We start from the raw sequence: 19,200 nt of genomic DNA, 5'->3' as shown, positions 1-19,200 counted from the left end.
AATCCAAATCCTCATTTAGAGCGGCGGTAATAGTGTCCAAAGATTTCGCAGAAACTGGCCAGTTTCAAACCTACCTTGCCAAAATGGGCGAAGGTTTGGACGAGTTCGTAAAATTTGAAAATGGCGATGCATTAGATCCGGACAAAAATTGGCAACAGAGTTTAGACGAACCTTTGCCAGAGCATGGCGTTGGCATAAACAATGTCGCGCAACGTTTGGTTGATGAAGTAATTGCCAACGGATCGGCGATCATCCGACCTGGCTTTTCAGCCTTTATTACAACTGGTGGCACAACCGCTTCGGCTATTGCTTCAACCGCCGCTTCAATTGCAGCGCCGCAGCGCTACACACTAAATGCATTCAATTTTTTGGAAGAACTTTCACTCAATTGGCTGGCCCAATTGTGCGGTGTTTCGCGCATGAAGGGACTTTATTCGTCCGGCGGATCGGTTGCAAATCTGGTTGCTTTGGGCGGCGCACGCCAGTGGGCGTTTGAGCAAGTGGGACATGATGTTGCAGCTTATGGTGTGGACCGGAAGACAGGCATTTATGCAAGTGCTGAGTGCCATCATACGATACAACGGTCCGCCGGGGTTCTGGGACTTGGGCGGAGGTCAGTTCGCTTGATAGAGTGCGACGCACAAAAACGCATGATCCCATCTGCGTTGGAAGACGCAATTGCGGCGGATTTGCGAGATGGAGTTTTGCCCGTCGCCGTCGTTGCCAATGCAGGCAGCACAAATACCGGCGCAATTGACCCGATCAAAGATATTGGCAGGATCGCACGGGCGAACAAGATTTGGTTCCATGTGGATGGCGCTTACGGTTTGCCGGGCGTCTTGGATGGTCGAATTTCTCATTTATATGAGGGAATTGAGTTGGCAGACAGTGCCATCGTTGACCCCCACAAATGGTTAGGCGCCTGCGTTGGGATAGCAGCAACTTTTGTGCGTGATCGGGAAATATTGCATCGGGCATTTACTCAGGAGCCCGCTGACTATTTAGAAGGCTCTGTCGACTATCAAGACGGCGCAAATGGCCCGACCCATTCGATGGATGATTTTGGGATTCCCTATTTTGATTTCGGTGTTGAACTGAGCGCCCCTTCTCGCGGCGTTGCTGTTTGGGCCATGCTAAAAGAAATTGGTGCTGAAGGCATGCGGGAGCGCATCAGGCGGCATAATGACATGGCGCAACGGATCGCTGAGCGTGTAAGGGAAGATGACAGGCTAGAGCTTGTGTTGGAACCCAGCCTGTCCATTTGTTGTTTCCGATATGTTGCGGACGGCATTGATGATCTCAACACGTTCAACCAGCGCATTCATCGACGTTTGGTGCGGGAAAATGAATTTATTCCAAGCACTACAAAAGTGGATGAGATCTTGGCCATCAGGCCTTGTTTTGTCGGTGCGCGCAGCGAAACGGGGCAGGAAGATGGCCTGGTTGATGCGGTTTTGCGGCTGGGAGATCAATTGAAGGAAGCACAATAGAGCTAAATGTTTGAGCAAAATGGAGTGCACCAGCCGTGTTTTGCTCCAATAATCGTGATCGAAAAGCATGCAAAATCAGTTGCGCAATGCCAGAATGTCCCTAAATAAGTAGCAACAGCTCAATATATACATGTAATTTTTGCTATATATGTTGAGCACAATGCGAATATGTGAATAATTGACCTGCGTCATGTTGCCGGATCGGCAGATCGATATAGTTTGGCTTATAGAGTGAGCAGCTTCGTGCTCCCAGCCATTTGAGATAGGGGTATCAATAGATGGATTATCGCGGACTATTTGAGGACGCCATCGATACTTTGCGTCGTGAGAAACGCTATCGTGTATTTGCAGATTTGGAACGCATCGCTGGGCATTTCCCCAAGGCGGTGTTTCGTGACCATGCGGACAATGCGCGCGAAATCACGATTTGGTGCTCAAATGACTATCTGGGCATGGGACAGCATGAAAAAGTGATTTCTGCGATGCAGGAAACTGCAGGCAAGCTTGGAACGGGCGCCGGCGGCACCCGCAACATTGCCGGCACCAATCGCCCGCTGGTTGAACTTGAGCGTTCACTCGCAGACTTGCACCGCAAAGAAGCGGCTTTGGTGTTTACGTCTGGATTTGTTTCCAACGAAGCATCGATTTCCACAATTGCTCGACTGATTCCGGACTGTTTGGTTTTATCTGATCAGCTGAACCATGCGTCCATGATTGCCGGTGTGAAGCAATCGGGCATGGAAAAGAAGATCTTCCGCCACAATGATATGGCTCATTTGCGTGAGTTGCTGGAAGCAGCAGGCAAAGACCAGCCGAAAATGATTGTATTTGAATCTGTTTATTCAATGGACGGCGATGTCGCGCCGATTGAAGAGATCGCAAATTTAGCCGAAGAATTTAACGCGCTCACCTATATTGACGAAGTGCATGCGGTTGGCATGTATGGCGAGCGCGGCGCGGGTATTTGCGAACGTGACGGATTGATGCATCGCATCGACATTATTGAAGGCACAATGGCCAAGGCGTTCGGGGTGATGGGCGGGTACATCACTGCCAATCAACCAATTGTTGACGCGGTGCGTTCTTATGCATCTGAGTTCATATTTACCACAGCGCTGCCCCCTGCCCTGTGTGCTGCGGCACGCGCTTCAATTGAACACCTTAAGGTCTCAGCCACAGAACGCGAAGGCCAACAGCGTCAAGCGCAACGCGCGAAAGAGATTTTGTCGGCGGCTGGTTTGCCCGTTATGCCAACAGATACGCACATCGTGCCGGTGATTGTTGGGGATGCGCGGCGTTGTAAGGCAGCAAGCGACATGCTTTTGGACAAGCACAATATCTATATTCAACCGATCAATTACCCAACGGTGCCTAAGGATACAGAACGTTTGCGGATAACCCCTACGCCGTTACATACGGACGAAATGTTATTTGAATTGCGTGATGCGTTGCTCAGCGTTTGGCAAGTTTTGGATTTGCCGATGAATATCGATACGTCTCAGCTGACCGCGCAGGCATTGAATTCGGGCGATTTAGTTTTGCCAACCAACGGCGGCTAGTCGGTAGTAACGACTAGCAAAATTCGCTGTTGAACGAGCCCCTGCGCTGCAGATCAAACACCTGTTTTGGATAATTCTGCTAGGCCATTCATCGCCGCGTCCACTTTTTCAACTGGAATAAACAGATGGTCGTGGTGGTACCCCGCAATCACATTGCACGGCACATCCAATTGTTTCAGCTTATTTGAAATCGCGGCCATAAAGCCAACAGCTTCAAGCGCTGAATGGACGTGTAGTGTAATTTTTTGACAGATGAACTCATGCTCGATATTTGCGGAAATCGCGTCTTGCTCGCGCAGTATTAGCGTTACGCCTTCATCTTCGACGAAGCTCATAATTGGGTTCACATTTATGCTGGAAAGCCGATCCTCAGCGATTGTTGCGAACGCATAGCGCTCGGGTGAAAGCTGTGGGTCCATGCCCTTAATTAAGCTGGTCAGGTCGTGAATGGCTGAACTGTTCATCGGGCAGTCCCTTTTTTAGCGGGTCGTCCCGGCACAAACGAAGGTTGTTGGGTCGTCCCAACTACCTCGTTAGTTTGCGCATAATGAAATAGATTTCAAGAAAAAAGGGTGACCAACGGCCACCCCAACTTGTTCGGTCGTACAACCAACTGTCGGGAGGGAATTCAGCTGGTGAGGACAATGCGAACAAGGTCTGCGGTGTTGCGTGCGCCCAGTTTTTCCATCACACGAGAACGGTGAACTTCGACCGTTCGAGGGCTAATGCCCAGCTCTCGCCCAGCCTCTTTGTTGGATTGGCCGTTTGTAATCAATTGCAATACTTCGCGTTCACGTGGCGTTAGTTGATTGAAACCCCGCACCTCAACTGGCCGATGGAAACCCGTTTGCACGGCACCGATATGTATATCGCGCCGCAATGCATCCCGAACCGCGCGAACTAATCGCTCTGTATCAATCGGCTTGATGATAACATCGGACGCGCCAAGTTTCATCGCTTCAACCGCACCGCCTACATTCTCGCTATCTGACAGCATGAAGATTGGCGCGCCGGTCCGCATCGATTTAATGCGTACAATTGTCGGGAGCGTGTCCTCGCTATCGACCTTCATGTTGATGATAATGACGTCCGGCAAACGACGGTCGATTTGCGCCAGCAATTGGGTGATCGAATTGGAGATTTGAGTTTGAAAGCCCTCAAGCCGAAACAATACCCCCAAGGCTTCGCAAGTTGCATGGTCGGTATCCACAATGTGGATAAGACGGTCTTTGTTGAGTGAGTTGTGATAGTAAATCTCAGCGGTCATTTATACCCCCAAGAAAACAATTATAGATTGTATTTGTTAGTGCCATTCGTGGATCATTGTTGATCATTGTCCAGCCTCAATATTGCTCAAAAATACAAACTCTCCGCTAAAATACGATGCGGAGGCGCACTGTAAGTATGATCACACAGTACGTGTTCGGTAGTCAGATAGAGTATCAACGTACATTCACGTATCTATATGTAAATTTCCGTAGAGGTATCTATGCCTATATGAGGTATCTTTTCCTATTCAAAAATACAACTAAAAATTGTATTTTCTTTTCTAGAAGCGCTAAAATATTGAATAGTTTAGATTTTTTTGAGAAAACTGCACAACTCTAAGGAGAGATCATAAACTGGGAACTGCAAAACTTGCTGCATCTAATACTTACTGCGTCGCCAAAGAGTGATTCGAAATCGCGAATTCCTTTCGTCGCCCGATGTAGGCACTAAATTTCACTTGTAATTGCGCATGCCGTGAAGAAAATGTTAGCGCTTAGGTGAACGCATATCATTGAGACGTTACACGCAGAACTGGGGTGTTAGGTTGAGCCGAAATGACAATGATCCAGCTTTGCGGACGGTGGTTGACCATTTGGGACAAGGTATCGCGATGTTTGATCGCGACCACCAACTTGTTCTGTCTAACGCGCTTTTCTTGGAGCTTTTAGAACTGCCCGAAGAATTAGCCGCGCCAGGCGCAGCTCTTCGCGATATCATTCAGTTCCTCGTTGTCCGAGGCGATTTCGGCGATGGAGATCAAGATACGCTTATTCGCGCGCGGCTTGAACAAATTGGCGATAAGAGCATTAGCCTAACCGAACGCCCAGGTCACAATGGGCAATATTTTGAAGTCCGCACCGACCATTTGCCCGATGGCGGGATGGTCATCAGCTATGCAGATATTTCCAGCCGAATTGATGCGGAACGAGAATTGGCAAGTGTCAATCAGTCGTTAGAAGCCCGTGTTCAAGACCGAACGCAAGAACTTACTTCGCTAAATTCGGAACTGGAACGTGCCCGGGCGAAAGCTGATGCAGCAAATTTAGGCAAAACGCGATTTTTGGCCGCTGCGAGCCACGATTTATTGCAGCCGTTAAACGCCGCACGTCTATATACATCAACAATGATCGAGCGCGCCCATGGTAGCGACCTCGCGCGGTTGGCCCAAAATATCGACGCGTCGTTGGGCGCCGTTGAGGACATCATGTCCGCCCTGCTCGACATTTCGCGGATCGATAGTGGCGCACTTAAGCCATCCAATTCTACTTTTTCCATTCAAGAGCTTTTGCGCAAAGTCCGTGTAGAATTTGAGCCCGCTGCGGCGGCGAAAAACATAAAGCTAAGGCTGGTGGGCGCAGATGGTGCGGTGCATACAGATCGGCGGCTGGTGGCGCGAGTGGTGCAAAACCTTGTTTCCAATGCCATCAAATATACGCCTGAAGGTGGCTCAGTTCTTGTGGGGTGCCGCAAACGCGGAAATCGTATTCGTTTGGATATCATCGATAGCGGTATTGGCATTGATGAGGGGCAGCAGTCCCTAATTTTTAACGAGTTTTCTCGCCTAGAGCCGGGAGCGCGGATCGCTTCGGGCCTTGGACTAGGACTTTCCATCGTGCAACGCATTTGCTCGGCGCTCGACTTACAACTGGAAGTTGAAAGCAATGTCGGCAAAGGGTCTCGGTTTTCAATTTATGCCCGTGCCGCAACCAAGGCTGCCGAGCCAATTGAAGAGCCCCCTAATCCAACACGAACGCTCAACAGCGCCCAGTTTTCAACGAAACAAATTCTATGTGTGGACAATGAAATTGATATTTTGAATGCTATGGACGCACTGCTGTCAGGCTGGGGAAGCGATGTGAGAACGGCAAAGTCGCTCAAAGACATTTCCCAATCATCCATGTTGGAAGGCTGGATCCCGGACATCGTTTTGATGGATTACCATCTTGATCAAACCTCCGGCTTGGACGCGATACAGTGGCTCAGGCAGACAATTGGCGGACACTTGCCCGCCATTCTGATCACCGCAGATCGAACTCCCCAGGTGCGTGAATTGGCGGCCGAGCGCAGCATCTCGGTCTTGCCCAAGCCGGTAAAGCCTGCGGCGCTGCGCGCGCTTATTGGCCGTCTGACTTAAAGCTTGTGAAAACTCAAACTATCTTTTGGCGCCTCGTCACGTTCCTCAAGTCCATAATCGCGGACAACGCTGGCCACCCGCAGCCGATAATGGCTAAAGACCTTCGAGCGTCCCTTGGACTGCGCTTGCCGGTGGCTAGGTAGGTTTCGCCAAGCACGCACCGCCTCTTCGTCTTCAAAGAATGATAATGACAGCACCTTGTTTTGATCAGTAAGGCTTTGAAAGCGCTCGACAGATATGAACCCTGATACGGCCTCAAGTTCTGACTTCAACGAAGCAGCGATGGCAAGATACGCGTCTTTATGTTCTTGGTGTGGAACGACCTCAAAAATTACCGCAATCATGGTTTCACCCGTCTGTGGGGCATTGATGCGCATTTTAGGAAGGTGCGTTCCTCGTTCAAAATGAACTTCTCTTTTTGGGCAAACTCATAATTTTTCTGTCCAATAGGATGTTGTGCTAACCGCGCACGATATTGTTCATATGTTGCAAGATCTTTGATCGAGTACACGCCATAAGCCAATGTTGATGAGCCTTCATGGGGCGAAAAATATCCAATTAAATCGGCTCCGCATTCTGGAATGGCCTGCCCCCAATTTTTTGCATATTGTTCAAACTGTGTGCGCTTTGTTGGATCGATTTGATATTGAATAAAGCATGTAATCATGGCGGGTCCTTTCAAACTCTTGCCGATTTATGGCACATTGAATTCCCTCAATGCTTCGGCTATGATCGAACTATGAAAGACGGACCCGACATATCGCGCATCGGCCAGCTTATTGGCGACCCTGCACGCGCAAACATTCTTTCGGCTTTAATGAGCGGCAAGGCCTTAACCGCGACTGAGTTAGCACAGGAGGCAGGTGTAACGCTGCAAACCACCAGTGGGCACCTTGCAAAACTTTTTGATGGCGGCTTAGTGCGCCAAAGAAAACAGGGGCGTCACCGCTATTTCTCTTTGCCGGATGATGATGTGGCAAAGGTCTTGGAGAGCCTTATGCATTTGGCTGTAAGTCGCGGGCATTTGCGCACGCGCACCGGCCCTCGCGACCCTCAAATGCGCAATGCAAGGGTGTGCTACGATCATTTGGCGGGCGATAAGGGCATTCAGTTATATGATGGGCTAATCGCCAAGGGGTATTTGATTGAAAAGGACGAAGATCTGCATTTGACATCAATTGGACAGCAGTTCTTCACCCAATCTGGCATTGATCTGGACGCAATTAACAACAAGCGTCGGCCACTTTGTCGGCAATGCCTTGATTGGAGCGAAAGGCGCACTCACTTGGCAGGAACGCTGGGCAAGGCTATTTTAGAGCAAATTTATCTTCGCAAATGGGCAAAGCGCGAACCAAATTCACGGGTCGTAACATTTAGCAAGCAAGGCCAGAAAGCGTTTACGGATTGGTATGCCGCAAAAGACTAACCGTTAGATACGGTTTCGATTTGAACCTGTTCTAACTTGGATGCTGCGATAACAGCTTGGGTGCGGCTATCCACATTCAGCTTTTGCAAAATTGCTGACACATGCGCTTTTACCGTGGCTTCAGAAACAGTCAATTCATAGGCGATTTGTTTGTTCATCAACCCATCAGACAACATCATCAAAACACGCAACTGTTGTGGTGTGAGTGTCGCTAATCGCTTGGTGTAATCAGCGATTTCGCTATCTTCTTCTTCGAATGTGAAGCCGTCTGGTACCCAAATACCGCCATCCAACACTGTTTTGATAGAGGCATGGATGGTATCTGGACCGACCGATTTGGGCAGAAACCCAGAAGCACCAAGATCAATTGAACGTCGAACCGTGGCACTATCGTCGCTGGCCGAACAAATCATCACCGGCACTTCAGGATATTGAGCCCGGACCAGCAAGAGACCGGAAAAACCCCGAACACCCGGCATTGCGAGGTCCAAGAGCACCAAGTCGCATTCTCGGTTTTCGCCAAGCAAATTGGTGAGTGTTTCTAAATCTCCTGCTTCTTCGATAGAACCGCCATCGCCATTTTCGGCTTCAATTGTTTGGCGCAAAGCTGCACGAAATAATGGATGGTCATCAGCAATAATGATGCGATTTACAGGCATTTAGCTTCCTATGCGGTCGTTCTAATTCTGGTGTAGCGTAACAATTGGCAGAGAACAAGTCACAGCGCCCGGTTTCACAGCTGATTGGAATTACTCATCCAACGTTGATTCAACTTCAACCATGCCCGATATGATTTTTTCCACGCGCTCCAACTCTTGCAAACTAATTTCAATACTCTCGCGCCTTTGCTTTAACAGCAGCCGCTGCGAGCGAATTTTCGCTAGCGCTTTTCGCATTTGCCGATCGTTACCGTCGCGCAATTCATAACTTTCCAGAAACTCCTGAATTTCGCGAATGGTCATGCCAATCTGTTTGCCGTTCAAGATCAGCCGCAATTTAGTGCGGTCCTTGCTCGAGTAGAGCCGCTTTTGCCCCACGCGACGCGGCTTGAGCATGCCTTTGTCTTCGTAAAAGCGCAGGGCACGGTGGGTGATGCCGAAAAAGTCAGCCAAATCACCAATTGTATAAACGTGTCCTCCGCCAATATTTGCCGACATTCAATTCCTCGATGTGATTTTCGTTCTAAATTTTTGCGCGCAAAAACGTTGTGGTCTTTTGCATATTTTTCGCCAATTTGGCAATTATGGGGCAAATCCGACCTGATTATTGTCAATTTGCATAGCGAATTAACAGCTTCTTTACCATGTTAGCTGAATGGTAGGCGTGTTCGAGAACTAGATATCAAGGCGACGAATTTTACGCCGATAAGTGGATAGAAAATGCCAAGACGCCGTCCTCAAAAGGCCCAAGTGCCGCCAGCAAGCCATTTCAATAACGCCCCTCAACCATGGGACGCGCTGAAAAACGAGCTTGAGGACTTGTTAGGACAGGTGCAGGATCAAATTACTGAGTTTTCCGGTGACACCGAATATGGGCAAGTGTCTAACTCACATTTTTCAGATGCAATGAGCGGTCGTGACCCAATGGAAATTCGGCGCCAAGAGGCATTGAGCAATGTCAAAACAGCCGTTGATCGGTTGGGCAGTAAGCAAGCAAAGTCGAAAAAGAAGAAGAAAAAGAAAGCGCAAGCTGCCGGTAGCCCGCGAGATACGAGCAATAAACTCGACGCTGCAATTGCCCAAATTCGCGCATCGACCCAGCAAATTGACGCGCATGAATATACTGATGCTCGGCACGCAAATTTTGCGCCTCAGGCGCCACAAATCGACATGGCGTTTCAAGAACGCCAAGCAGCCCATATCGATCAACTCACCGGACAAATTGAAGGTTTGCACCGGAGCATTCGCGATTTAGCAGGCCAAATGCCAAGCCATGACGGTTTTTCTCGCATCGAGACGCAGATTAGCCGTCTCAGCCGTGAAATTAGCGAACACCAGACGCCACAGGCAAACGCGCTAAGCGATCAGCTGGATAATTTGCAATTTGCAATTGAGCGACTTGCCGAATTGCAGGTCCGCCAAATTGGTCATATGGAACAGTTAAAGTCCGATGATATTGGTGGCAATGACCAGGCAGGACAAGAGCGGATTGAGCAAAGCATCCGCGCCATTTATGAAAAATTTGATGTTCTAGAACAAAGCATCGACCGCCCGAATTCTAGTATTGAGACAATTGCTAAAGGCATTGGCAGCATTGCACGTGCCGTGGACGGCATGCAAAAGCGCGATACTTCGCAGCAAAGCACCGCCATATTGGCGCAAATTGAGAATGTATCTCAGCGCCTTTCTGCAATGGATCAGGGGCAAGGCAATAGCCTCACGGACGACGTGAAACGGGAGATGCAAGGGCTGCGTGGCCAGTTGGTGAACGCACTTGAGCCTCGCTTTACAGCACTCGAAACACGCTTGGATGAATTTGCCACACAAGGCGGTCTTCCATCTGCGACGGCAGACAATTCTGGGTTTTCGTCTCGGCTCGAGGAGATGGAAGACCGGATTACCCAAGCGATTGCTGGTATCTCACAAATTCAATCTTCCGCCCCCGCAGGCGACAATTCTGAAAACACAATCATGGCCCTTAAAGCCATGGAAAAACGTTTGAACGAGACACTAGGCGAAGTCCGCAATACGGGCTCAAGGGTTAGCGCAGGCGATGATGTCATGCCTGCTGCGTTGGAGGCGATGGAGAAACGGATTTCGGACGCCATTGAACGTTTGAATGTTCAGCTTCCAAGTGACAATACAGACAAGTTCGATAGTCTACGCGCAATTGAGAACAAGCTTTCGAGCAGCCTCAAGCGACTTGAAGCGCTTTCAACAAAATCGATATCCCCTCAGAAAGCTGTGGCGAGCAATCCATCCGCCGAAGCTAAACCCAAGCCAGTTCAACGACTAAAACCAACTTCTGTCGTGCAAACATCTGCGCCAAACCGCGAAGTTCGGGCGGCGGCGGAACCTACTCGAACCGAAACAGTTGTGGCACCGGCTGAGAACGCCGTAGCGCAAGATGAGTTCGCCGCACCTGGCAAACCCAAATTCGTGCCATTGAGCCAAGCAAAAGAGGCACCGCCACGGCCAAAGTCCGCGTTTACGCCAGATCGCGTTGAACCGGCGATGCCAATGCCAACTAATCCTGTTGACGTTGAAGAAACACCATCGCAAGAGGAATTGGCGCAAGACCGTTCACGTGAGAGCTTTATTGCTGCAGCGCGACGCGCATCAATCGCGCGCACTGGCGATACCAATCCGAAAGCAACTGGTGGTCTTTTGGGGCGCGCACTCGACCGCATTAAATCTGTCAAATCAGCGAAAACCGAGCCTGAGACAGATTTGGCCGAAGCCAATTTGATTGAACAAGCAGAGCCAAAGCTTGAACAACCAGTGCTTGACCCAATTGAACAGGTTAAACCACATGATGTGCAAGGCCAAATACTGTCAGTCGGCCCGGAGCCAGCGCGCCCACAATCTTTGGCCAACGCGCCAAAACCACAAAGCGCCTTTGATCATACAGAAGACGGTGAACTAGGCGGTGTGGCCGAACTCGAAGAAGTTCACGGCAAAGAGAGCTTTTTGACGCGCAATCGCCAGCCCATTTTGTTGGCGGCTTCGATTGTAGCCATCGTGGCGATGACGGCAAACCTTGTGCTGGATCGCGAAAACTCAAGCCAATCTCAACAAATTCCAGCAGGTTTGGAATCTGCGGATGTTGGTGAAGCACCAAGGCAAATAAGCCTAACCGAAGTTGAAACGGCGCTGATGGAACAGCAGAGCATGCCCACAGAAATGTCTGTTCTGACCGATACTGCTTCGATAAGTGAGCAAGATGTCGCTCTGATCGCGCCAACCTCACAAGTTATTGACACCCAAACGGTTACTGCAAGTATTCCGAAGTCTCCAATTACTGTTTCTTTGCCCGAAGAAGGCGTTGGCCCAATGGCATTGCGTGAAGCAGCGGCTGACGGCGACCCTCGTGCCCAATATGAAGTGGCGATGATCTATTCTGAAGGCAAAGCGGTCGCCAAAGACTCGCAAGCAGCGTTTAGCTGGTTTGAGCGGGCCGCAGCGAGTGGTTATGCTTCTGCACAATATCGACTGGGCACTGCGTATGAACATGGCTTGGGCGTAGAAAAGAATTTGGAACAAGCCAAATTATGGTATTTGCGCTCAGCTGAGGCGGGCAACCGCATGGGTATGCACAATTTGGCAGCACTGAACGCCAGTGCGCCAGACGAAGAGCGTGATTTCAATGCTGCGGCACGTTGGTTTGAGGAAGCAGCAAAGCGCGGCGTACTCGACAGCCAATTTAATCTCGGCATGCTTTATGCGCGTGGGTTGGGTGTCAGCCAAGACTTTGGTCTTTCATATAAGTGGTTCTCTATTGCGGCCCAAAGCGGCGACAAAGACGCGGCGAAAGCCCGTGATGATGTTGCACGCTCAATCGATGCGGCGCAAATGCAGTCGATAAAACAAGAGCTTGAGCAATGGCAGTTCACACCAATTGATCTGATTGCCAATTATGCGCCGATCGGAACTTGGTCGAAATCGTTCAATCCCGGTGACGAAATCGGTGAAAAGAATGTCGTTTTGAATGTGCAAATTGCGCTCAGCAAACTTGGATTTGACTTGGGTAAACCTGACGGCATGATTGGCCCGAAAACACGCGAAGCGATCCGTCAATTCGAACGTACATTGGGCATGGATGAAAGCGGAGCGATCAACCCACGACTTCTAACGGTCCTGAGCAGCCAGCCGGTCTAAGGCACGCCGACGCTAGAGCTATTTGGTTTAGAGGGCGGATTGCCCATTTTCCGAGATTGACAGGGCAATAGCTGCGGCCTAAACCCTGTTACAATCGAGCGCAATGAACCGGGATGCTCTGCCGTGCAACTTTATTTGCCCATCGCTGAAATCTCACTCAACATATTTATGTTGATAGGGCTTGGCGGCGCGGTCGGTTTTCTTTCTGGATTGTTTGGGGTCGGCGGTGGTTTTTTGCTCACGCCGATGCTCATTTTCTCTGGCATACCAGCACCTGTTGCCGTTGCATCCGTCACCGGGCAGGTTGTCGCGGCATCAACTTCAGGTGCCCTCTCCTATTGGCGACGCGGTGGGATCGACGTTAAACTCGCTTCGGTGCTCATCCTTTCTGGGATATGTGGCGCGTTTGGCGGCGTTTGGACGTTCGGCATATTGCGTGCAGCGGGGCAGTTGGACCTTGTTATCTCATTGGGATATTTGATCTTTCTCGGCTCCATTGGTGGACTAATGCTTGTTGAAGCTGTTCGATCGATGATCAAGCACAAGGCCGGCAAAACAGTTCCACACAAATTGCCAGGTCAACATAGTTGGGTGCATGGACTGCCCTTGCGGATGCGGTTCAAGCGATCAAATCTATATGTTAGCATTTTGCCTGTCATCCTGATTGGCGGCAGCATTGGTTTTTTGGGTTCACTATTGGGCATTGGTGGTGGCTTCATCTTGGTGCCCGCTTTGATCTATATTCTGCGCGTCCCCGGCTCGGTTGTTATTGGCACATCTTTGCTGCAAGTGCTGGCCATTATGGCCGCCACAACAATTCTGCATGCGGTCAACAGCCAAACAGTTGATATTATGCTGGCGTTCTCGCTGATGGTTGGTTCGGTTATTGGCGCTCAATTTGGTGCATCTGCTGGGCAACATTTACGCGGTGAGCAATTGCGTGCGCTTTTGGCCATTATCGTTTTGGCCGTGGCCATCAGGTTTGCCCTATCTCTACTCCTCACACCGGCTGATCCATTTTCGATGACGGTATTGCTGGGGAATGCAACATGATGATGAGGGCGATTTTCTCATTTATGTTTGCAATATTTGTGGCAGCAGAAGCCAGCGCGCAGCGGCTTGTTGCGGCCAGTTCGGACCCTGAGATCTCCATCACATCGACATTTTCTGGCGAAGAAATCACGTTCTTTGGCAATATCGAAAACGCCTTTGACGCCGAAGCAGAGCAAGTCACCAACGACTATCATATCGTCATTGCGGTTCGAGGTCCCACATCAACCCGCGTTGCCCGTCGCAAGACCAACCAGTTTGGCGTTTGGCTGAACGGTGAGGAAGTTGCCTTCAACAATTTCCCGTCGTTTTTCCATTTGATTTCAAACTTACCCGTTGATCAGATCGCAAATCTTGAAGAATTAGCGGTGAACGGCCTCGCATTTGACAGCGCTCCATTTTTGCAACCAAAAGGCGATGCGGCAAAAATTAGTGAATTTAGCCAAGAACTCATTCGACTAATGGAAGAGCAAGATCTCTATAAGAAAATCGAGCACGGGGTCATCTTTCATTCCAACACGTTTTATTCTGCGCGAATTGAGTTGCCAGCACATGTTCCAAACGGGAACTATATTGCGATTACGCATCTGTTTAAAAACGGTGAGCTTAAGGCCAAGAAAGCGCAGCGTTTTACTGTAAAAACCGTCGGGTTCGAGCGGTTTTTATCCTCGTCAGCAAGAGACCATTCTTTCCTTTACGGCCTTGTTTGTGTTTTGCTGGCAATTTTTACAGGATGGCTTAGCGGCGTCGCCTTTAGGAGGTAATAGACATGTCCAACCTGCCTCTGTTTTGGTCTAGAACAGTTGCATTCGCTGCATTGGCTGGCTGGATACCGTTTGTTCTGGGCTTGATATTTGTCCTCATTCCCGCCATCTCCCCATTCCCCCCTAATGAATATGAGCGCGCCCTTGTTGGCTATGGCGCCCTGATTTTGTCGTTTCTTGGTGGCATCCGCTGGGGCATTCGCTTGCAAGGTGGTGCAGGAAGCGAATTCACATACATTGTGGGAACATTTGGCGCCATTGCCGGCTTCATAATGCTATTGATGCCAGTCGATGTGGGCTTAGTTTTGCTGACATTTGGATTTGCGGCACATGGATTATGGGACGTTGTTTCGGGCATGCGCGGGCGCGTGCCTCAAGCTTACGCACGGCTACGTGCGGTCCTAACATGGCTGGTTTGCGTAACACTTTTGCTCATTGTCATTGCGAGGTTTTTCTAGGTTGATGCTCAAAAGCGAAATTAGAAATGCGACAATTCGAGACGTCGTTGCCTTGCGCGAAATTTATGCGCACCTGCATCCAAATGAGCCGCCTGTTTCTGAGCCTGCATTTCGAAACGCGCTTGCACTGACACTTGATGACCCAACGCAGCAAGTCATTGTTAGTGAACTTGATGGCACCATCGTTGCGGCTTGTACGCTCTACATCATGTCGAACTTAACGCGCGGGTGCCGCCCATTCGGGTTGGTTGAAAATGTCGTGACGCACAAAGACTATCGCCGCCTTGGTTTTGGGCGACAAGTCCTCGCTTCCGCGACGGAGCGGGCACAACGTGCCGGATGTTACAAATTGATGTTAATGACGGGAAGCAAGAGACCAGAGACACTTGAGTTTTACAAAGCGTCTGGGTTCAAACAAAACAAGACCGGGTTTCAGGTGCGCTTTTAGCGCCCGATAAGGTGCTTGCGACTTACGGGATAAATTTGGCCTTTGCCCAATACTGCAACCTGCATCTGTCGACGATCGATCACCGCGGCGAATGCTGGATTTAGAATATTTAGGCTGCCAGTTGAGACACCGTAGGCTGGCATAATCATCCTTGTTTGATCATAAACGAAACACGCGCGCCGGATTGACCTTCCATTCATGCTGACCTTGGCCGCTGGATGGAGATGCCCGGCAATTTGGTGTTCGATATTTTCTGATGGCTCATGGGATAAGTTTAGCCCATTGATGGATGCGCTTTCGCTGCACCGGCCACCAAGTTCATGTTCACTGGGATCATGATTGCCTGCAAGCCATAGCCAATCGACGGACTGCGTTAGGTCACTAAGCAAGTCCGCATCTTGAATGCTCAAGGTTGTGGTGCCCTCGTCTCGATGGAAACTGTCTCCCAGCGCAATCAGTGACTTTGCACCCGTGGCCGCAATATCATCGGCTAAACGCTTGAGCGTGGCACCCGTGTCATAAGGCGGGAGGAACTGACGCGACTTCGCAAAAGAAGACATTTTTTCTAAATGTAAATCGGCGACCAACAGTGCTTGAGTTTCTGGCCAATAAAGGGCCCCGGAGGTCAAAGCAAGGAAGCTCTGCCCCGCAAATTCCAACGCAAATCCATCAAATTGTGAGGCAAATTGTTGGGACTGCAATTGGCTCATTTCAGGTTCATCCGATATTGCACAACGCGTCCAACTTCTGCGAACCCACAAGCCTCGTGCGCTTTGTGTCCGTCAACGTTTTTCAGCTCGGCGTCTGATGCCAAATGTGGGTATCCATGTTTTCGTGCCCAGTCTGCCCCAGCCTCAACAAGAGCGTTGGCGATGCCAGACTTGCGAAAATCAGGTTTTACGAACCAACCTTCAAGATAGGCAACAGGCCCCTCGTAACAACTGTCGGCATAGGAGCGATGAGCAATGTCTGCGAAACCAACTGCTTGCCCATTTACAAATGCCAAGAAAACAATTTTGAGGTTGGGGTCTTCACCGCTTAGGAAAAGCTTGGCTTCTTTTTCCGCATCTTCATCCGTGAACCCGTAAAACAGCACTTGCCGCATGGCCGCCCATTGGGGCCACTCTTCAGGTTTCATTTCTCGAATTTCAAATTCAAAATTGGACAACTATGCCACCTATTTTCCTGATGCCTCGCGTAACAAATCTTCCGCAGCTTCTGCCAAAACACTTTCACGCCCTTCACCGAAAATCGGTTCTTTGCCAATTTCCAGCATTACGGGCACCGCAAGCGGGGAGATTCGTTCTAGGTCTTTGTGTATTATATGCTGACGGATGCGCTTTAAACAGGTGCTAAGGCGCTCAATGTCAAGTAATCCCCGCGCCGCATCTCTTCGGGTTGCCTGAATGAGGATATGGTCTGGCTCATGCTCATAAAGAACATTGTAAATCAAGTCAGAGGACATGGTGATCTGGCGCCCAGATTTTTCCTGGCCAGGGTAGCGACGTTCAATCAGCCCAGAGATAATTGCGCAATTGCGAAACGTTCGGCGCATCAGGCTAGATTCATCGAGCCACACCTCAAGATCATCGCCCAGCATGTCTTCGTCAAACAACTCGTTTAACGACAAACGCCCCCGCTTGAACTGTGCGCCAATGTCCGTCGCGCACCAAATTGCCAAAGCATATTCAGACGCCACGAACCCCAACGGTTTTGCCCGGTCGCGCTCTAGCCGTTTGGTGAGCAACATGCCAAGGGTTTGATGGGCTAAGCGTCCTTCAAACGGATAGCAAACCATGAAAAATTTGTCGGCCTTGGGAAACGTTTCCACCAACAGACTGTCGGTGCCCGGAATGGTAGACACATCGCGTTGAAGCCTTAGCCAATCACTGACTTGATTGGGTAAACTGTTCCAACGTTCCGGCGTCGCTAGGGTTTTACGAACCCGTTCTGCCAAATAGGTGGAGAGCGGAAATTTGCCGCCCATGTAGGCTGGAATTTTAGGGTTCTTTGCAAATGAGCGCGACACATAGGCCTCATTGTCGCGCATCGCTTCAAAGGCGACAATTTCACCGCCAAAAATGAAAGTATCGCCTGGCATGAGCTGAGTGATGAAATATTCTTCAATTTCGCCCAGCACCCGCCCACCTCTGCCAATCGGGCCAGTGGTTGCACCACGTCGTTGTCCCTTGGATCGCACCAGCCGGACCCTTAGCATCGGTTCCTCGACAATGGTGCCCACATTCATGCGATATTGTTGGGCAATCTTTGGGTGCACAATCCGCCACGTGTCGTCTTCGGTCTTTCGCAGCCGGGCAAAACGCTCATAGGCGCGCAATGCATATCCGCCGGTGGCGACGAAATCGACTACCCGCTCAAACTGCTCCCACTCTAAATCGCGGTACGGCCAAGCGCGGATCACCTCATCATATAATTGCGTCGCATCAAATGGAGCTGAACATGCCATGCCCAAAATATGTTGCGCCAACACATCCAACCCACCCGGCTGCGGGTCTTCGCTGTCTTGGGCCCGGTCTTTCACTGCCTCTTTTGCTGCTTCGCACTCTAGAACTTCAAATCGATTTGCTGGCACCAGCATAGCCCGCGAAGGCTCGTCCAGTCGGTGGTTTGAACGCCCAATACGCTGCAACAGGCGCGATGATCCTTTTGGCGCACCTATTTGTACAACAAGATCAACGTCGCCCCAGTCGATGCCTAAATCCAAAGTTGATGTACACACAACGGCCTGCAATTTTCCGGCAACCATTGCCGCTTCAACTTTGCGTCTTTGTTCCACATCAAGCGAGCCGTGGTGCAGCGCAATGGACAATCCATCCTCGTTTATTTCCCAAAGGGATTGGAAGAGCATTTCAGCTTGTGATCGCGTATTAACGAACAGCAGTGTCGTGCCATTTTTCTTGATGACTTCAAGCAGTTCCGGCACCGCATATCTTGCGGAATGGCCCGCCCACGGCACGCGATCGTCACTGGCTAAAATTTCAACCTCTGGATCTGCCCCACCTTCATTGGTGACAAAAACAACTTCGCGTTCCGGCTTTGGCGTGTGTATCCAATCGCGCAACATTTCTGGCTTTGCAACGGTCGCAGACAAGGCAGAAATTTTTAGATCTGGGCACAATGTGCCCAACCGCGCCAACCCTAGCGCCAGCAAGTCGCCGCGCTTGGATAAGGCCAGTGCATGAAGCTCGTCGAGCACCACACGCCGAAGCGAGCCAAACAGTTTTGGCGCTTCCTTGTGCGACAGCATCAGGGCCAATTGCTCTGGTGTTGTCATCATAATATTGGGAGGGTCAAACCGCTGGCGTTGACGGCGCGACGTTGGGGTATCACCGGTGCGGGTTTCAACGCGAATGTCGAGTTTCATTTCAGCGATGGGGTCCATCAAGTTCCGCGCGACATCCACGGCCAAAGCTTTTAGTGGCGAAATGTAAAGCGTGTGCATGCCGTCAAAAGGTTCTTCCGCCAACTCAGCAATTGAAGGCAAAAACCCGGCCAATGTTTTACCAGCACCCGTTGGGGCAATCAAAAGGGCGGAACGTCCAACCCGGTCTGCTTCCAGCATATCCAACTGATGCTGACGCGGTGCCCAATCGCGTTGAACAAACCAATCGCGCACCACATTCGGCAGTCCCCAAGCATGGGCGAACAAATTTGGATCGTCAGAATTAATTCGATTGTCGGTGGTTGTTGATTTGCGCATTGCTCCTATATTTAACTCAGTTCACAGTTATCGCCAGCGAATTTGTTATGGCCAACCAAGCTTG

Annotated in this window: 18 protein-coding genes; 9 read left to right on the top strand and 9 right to left on the bottom strand. The window is 50.2% G+C overall.

What is annotated here, in order from left to right:
- The first annotated feature begins 32 nt into the window (after positions 1-32).
- Together AC2D8L_RS15930 and hemA are read left to right on the top strand one after the other, a co-directional pair.
- Positions 33-1,490 carry a pyridoxal phosphate-dependent decarboxylase family protein gene (locus tag AC2D8L_RS15930; protein ID WP_484686498.1) on the top strand — a complete coding sequence of 486 codons (1,458 nt, stop codon included), beginning with the start codon at positions 33-35 and terminating at the stop codon, positions 1,488-1,490.
- A 278-nt stretch (positions 1,491-1,768) separates the two neighbouring features.
- On the top strand, positions 1,769-3,049 hold the full coding sequence (gene hemA / locus AC2D8L_RS15925; RefSeq protein WP_484686497.1) for a 5-aminolevulinate synthase: 1,281 nt from the start codon (positions 1,769-1,771) through the stop codon (positions 3,047-3,049).
- A 53-nt stretch (positions 3,050-3,102) separates the two neighbouring features.
- Here the strand turns inward: hemA and AC2D8L_RS15920 are convergent, their stop codons facing one another.
- Both AC2D8L_RS15920 and AC2D8L_RS15915 read right to left on the bottom strand, forming a co-directional pair.
- Positions 3,103-3,513 carry an ACT domain-containing protein gene (locus AC2D8L_RS15920; protein WP_484686496.1) on the bottom strand — a complete coding sequence of 137 codons (411 nt, stop codon included), beginning with the start codon at positions 3,511-3,513 and terminating at the stop codon, positions 3,103-3,105.
- A 164-nt stretch (positions 3,514-3,677) separates the two neighbouring features.
- Complete coding sequence (locus AC2D8L_RS15915; protein WP_484686495.1) at positions 3,678-4,316, bottom strand: response regulator transcription factor; 639 nt, start codon at positions 4,314-4,316, stop codon at positions 3,678-3,680.
- A 546-nt stretch (positions 4,317-4,862) separates the two neighbouring features.
- Here AC2D8L_RS15915 and AC2D8L_RS15910 point away from each other — a divergent pair.
- A complete protein-coding gene (locus AC2D8L_RS15910; RefSeq protein WP_484686494.1) occupies positions 4,863-6,452 on the top strand; it encodes an ATP-binding response regulator in 1,590 nt (529 codons plus the stop codon).
- Here the strand turns inward: AC2D8L_RS15910 and AC2D8L_RS15905 are convergent.
- Both AC2D8L_RS15905 and AC2D8L_RS15900 read right to left on the bottom strand, forming a co-directional pair.
- Entirely contained in the window at positions 6,449-6,796 is a 348-nt protein-coding gene (locus AC2D8L_RS15905) for an antibiotic biosynthesis monooxygenase family protein (protein ID WP_484686524.1), read from the bottom strand. The genes AC2D8L_RS15910 and AC2D8L_RS15905 overlap by 4 nt on opposite strands.
- Positions 6,793-7,119 (bottom strand): NIPSNAP family protein, encoded by a 327-nt coding sequence (locus tag AC2D8L_RS15900; protein ID WP_484686493.1) that lies wholly within the window; start codon positions 7,117-7,119, stop codon positions 6,793-6,795. Before AC2D8L_RS15900 ends, AC2D8L_RS15905 begins: the two co-directional genes overlap by 4 nt.
- Positions 7,120-7,191: 72 nt before the next feature.
- On the opposite strand from AC2D8L_RS15900, the gene AC2D8L_RS15895 reads away from it, so the two are divergent.
- A complete protein-coding gene (locus AC2D8L_RS15895) occupies positions 7,192-7,878 on the top strand; it encodes an ArsR/SmtB family transcription factor (protein ID WP_484686492.1) in 687 nt (228 codons plus the stop codon).
- Here AC2D8L_RS15895 and AC2D8L_RS15890 read toward each other — a convergent pair.
- A complete protein-coding gene (locus AC2D8L_RS15890) occupies positions 7,875-8,537 on the bottom strand; it encodes a response regulator (RefSeq protein WP_484686491.1) in 663 nt (220 codons plus the stop codon). The two genes, AC2D8L_RS15895 and AC2D8L_RS15890, sit on opposite strands and share 4 nt — an antisense overlap.
- A gap of 90 nt (positions 8,538-8,627) precedes the next feature.
- Complete coding sequence (locus tag AC2D8L_RS15885) at positions 8,628-9,035, bottom strand: MerR family transcriptional regulator (protein WP_484686490.1); 408 nt, start codon at positions 9,033-9,035, stop codon at positions 8,628-8,630.
- 222 nt (positions 9,036-9,257) lie between these two features.
- Between AC2D8L_RS15885 and AC2D8L_RS15880 the strand changes: the two genes are divergently transcribed.
- The 5 genes from AC2D8L_RS15880 (at position 9,258) to AC2D8L_RS15860 (ending at position 15,415) form a co-directional block, all read left to right on the top strand.
- Positions 9,258-12,695 carry a peptidoglycan-binding protein gene (locus AC2D8L_RS15880; protein ID WP_484686489.1) on the top strand — a complete coding sequence of 1,146 codons (3,438 nt, stop codon included), beginning with the start codon at positions 9,258-9,260 and terminating at the stop codon, positions 12,693-12,695.
- Positions 12,696-12,818: 123 nt separating this feature from the next.
- Positions 12,819-13,748 (top strand): sulfite exporter TauE/SafE family protein, encoded by a 930-nt coding sequence (locus AC2D8L_RS15875; protein WP_484686488.1) that lies wholly within the window; start codon positions 12,819-12,821, stop codon positions 13,746-13,748.
- A gap of 23 nt (positions 13,749-13,771) precedes the next feature.
- Positions 13,772-14,509 carry a TIGR02186 family protein gene (locus AC2D8L_RS15870; RefSeq protein WP_484686487.1) on the top strand — a complete coding sequence of 246 codons (738 nt, stop codon included), beginning with the start codon at positions 13,772-13,774 and terminating at the stop codon, positions 14,507-14,509.
- Positions 14,510-14,514: 5 nt separating this feature from the next.
- Positions 14,515-14,967: a DUF3429 domain-containing protein gene (locus AC2D8L_RS15865; RefSeq protein ID WP_484686486.1), complete on the top strand. Its 453-nt coding sequence runs from the start codon at positions 14,515-14,517 to the stop codon at positions 14,965-14,967.
- Positions 14,968-14,971: 4 nt separating this feature from the next.
- Positions 14,972-15,415 carry a GNAT family N-acetyltransferase gene (locus AC2D8L_RS15860; RefSeq protein WP_484686485.1) on the top strand — a complete coding sequence of 148 codons (444 nt, stop codon included), beginning with the start codon at positions 14,972-14,974 and terminating at the stop codon, positions 15,413-15,415.
- Here AC2D8L_RS15860 and pdeM read toward each other — a convergent pair.
- The 3 genes from pdeM to AC2D8L_RS15845 are packed head-to-tail and all read right to left on the bottom strand — an operon-like array spanning position 15,412 to position 19,136.
- A complete protein-coding gene (gene pdeM / locus AC2D8L_RS15855; RefSeq protein ID WP_484686484.1) occupies positions 15,412-16,125 on the bottom strand; it encodes a ligase-associated DNA damage response endonuclease PdeM in 714 nt (237 codons plus the stop codon). The genes AC2D8L_RS15860 and pdeM overlap by 4 nt on opposite strands.
- The gene (locus tag AC2D8L_RS15850; protein WP_484686483.1) at positions 16,122-16,583 is read right to left on the bottom strand and encodes a GNAT family N-acetyltransferase; all 462 of its coding nucleotides are present in this window, start codon (positions 16,581-16,583) and stop codon (positions 16,122-16,124) included. Before AC2D8L_RS15850 ends, pdeM begins: the two co-directional genes overlap by 4 nt.
- Positions 16,584-16,592: 9 nt before the next feature.
- Entirely contained in the window at positions 16,593-19,136 is a 2,544-nt protein-coding gene (locus tag AC2D8L_RS15845) for a ligase-associated DNA damage response DEXH box helicase (protein WP_484686482.1), read from the bottom strand.
- Positions 19,137-19,200 lie beyond the last annotated feature (64 nt).

It is taken from the genome of Maritalea sp. YIW29 (genome assembly GCF_057219265.1).
This window is presented reverse-complemented; position numbering and strand designations above follow the sequence as displayed.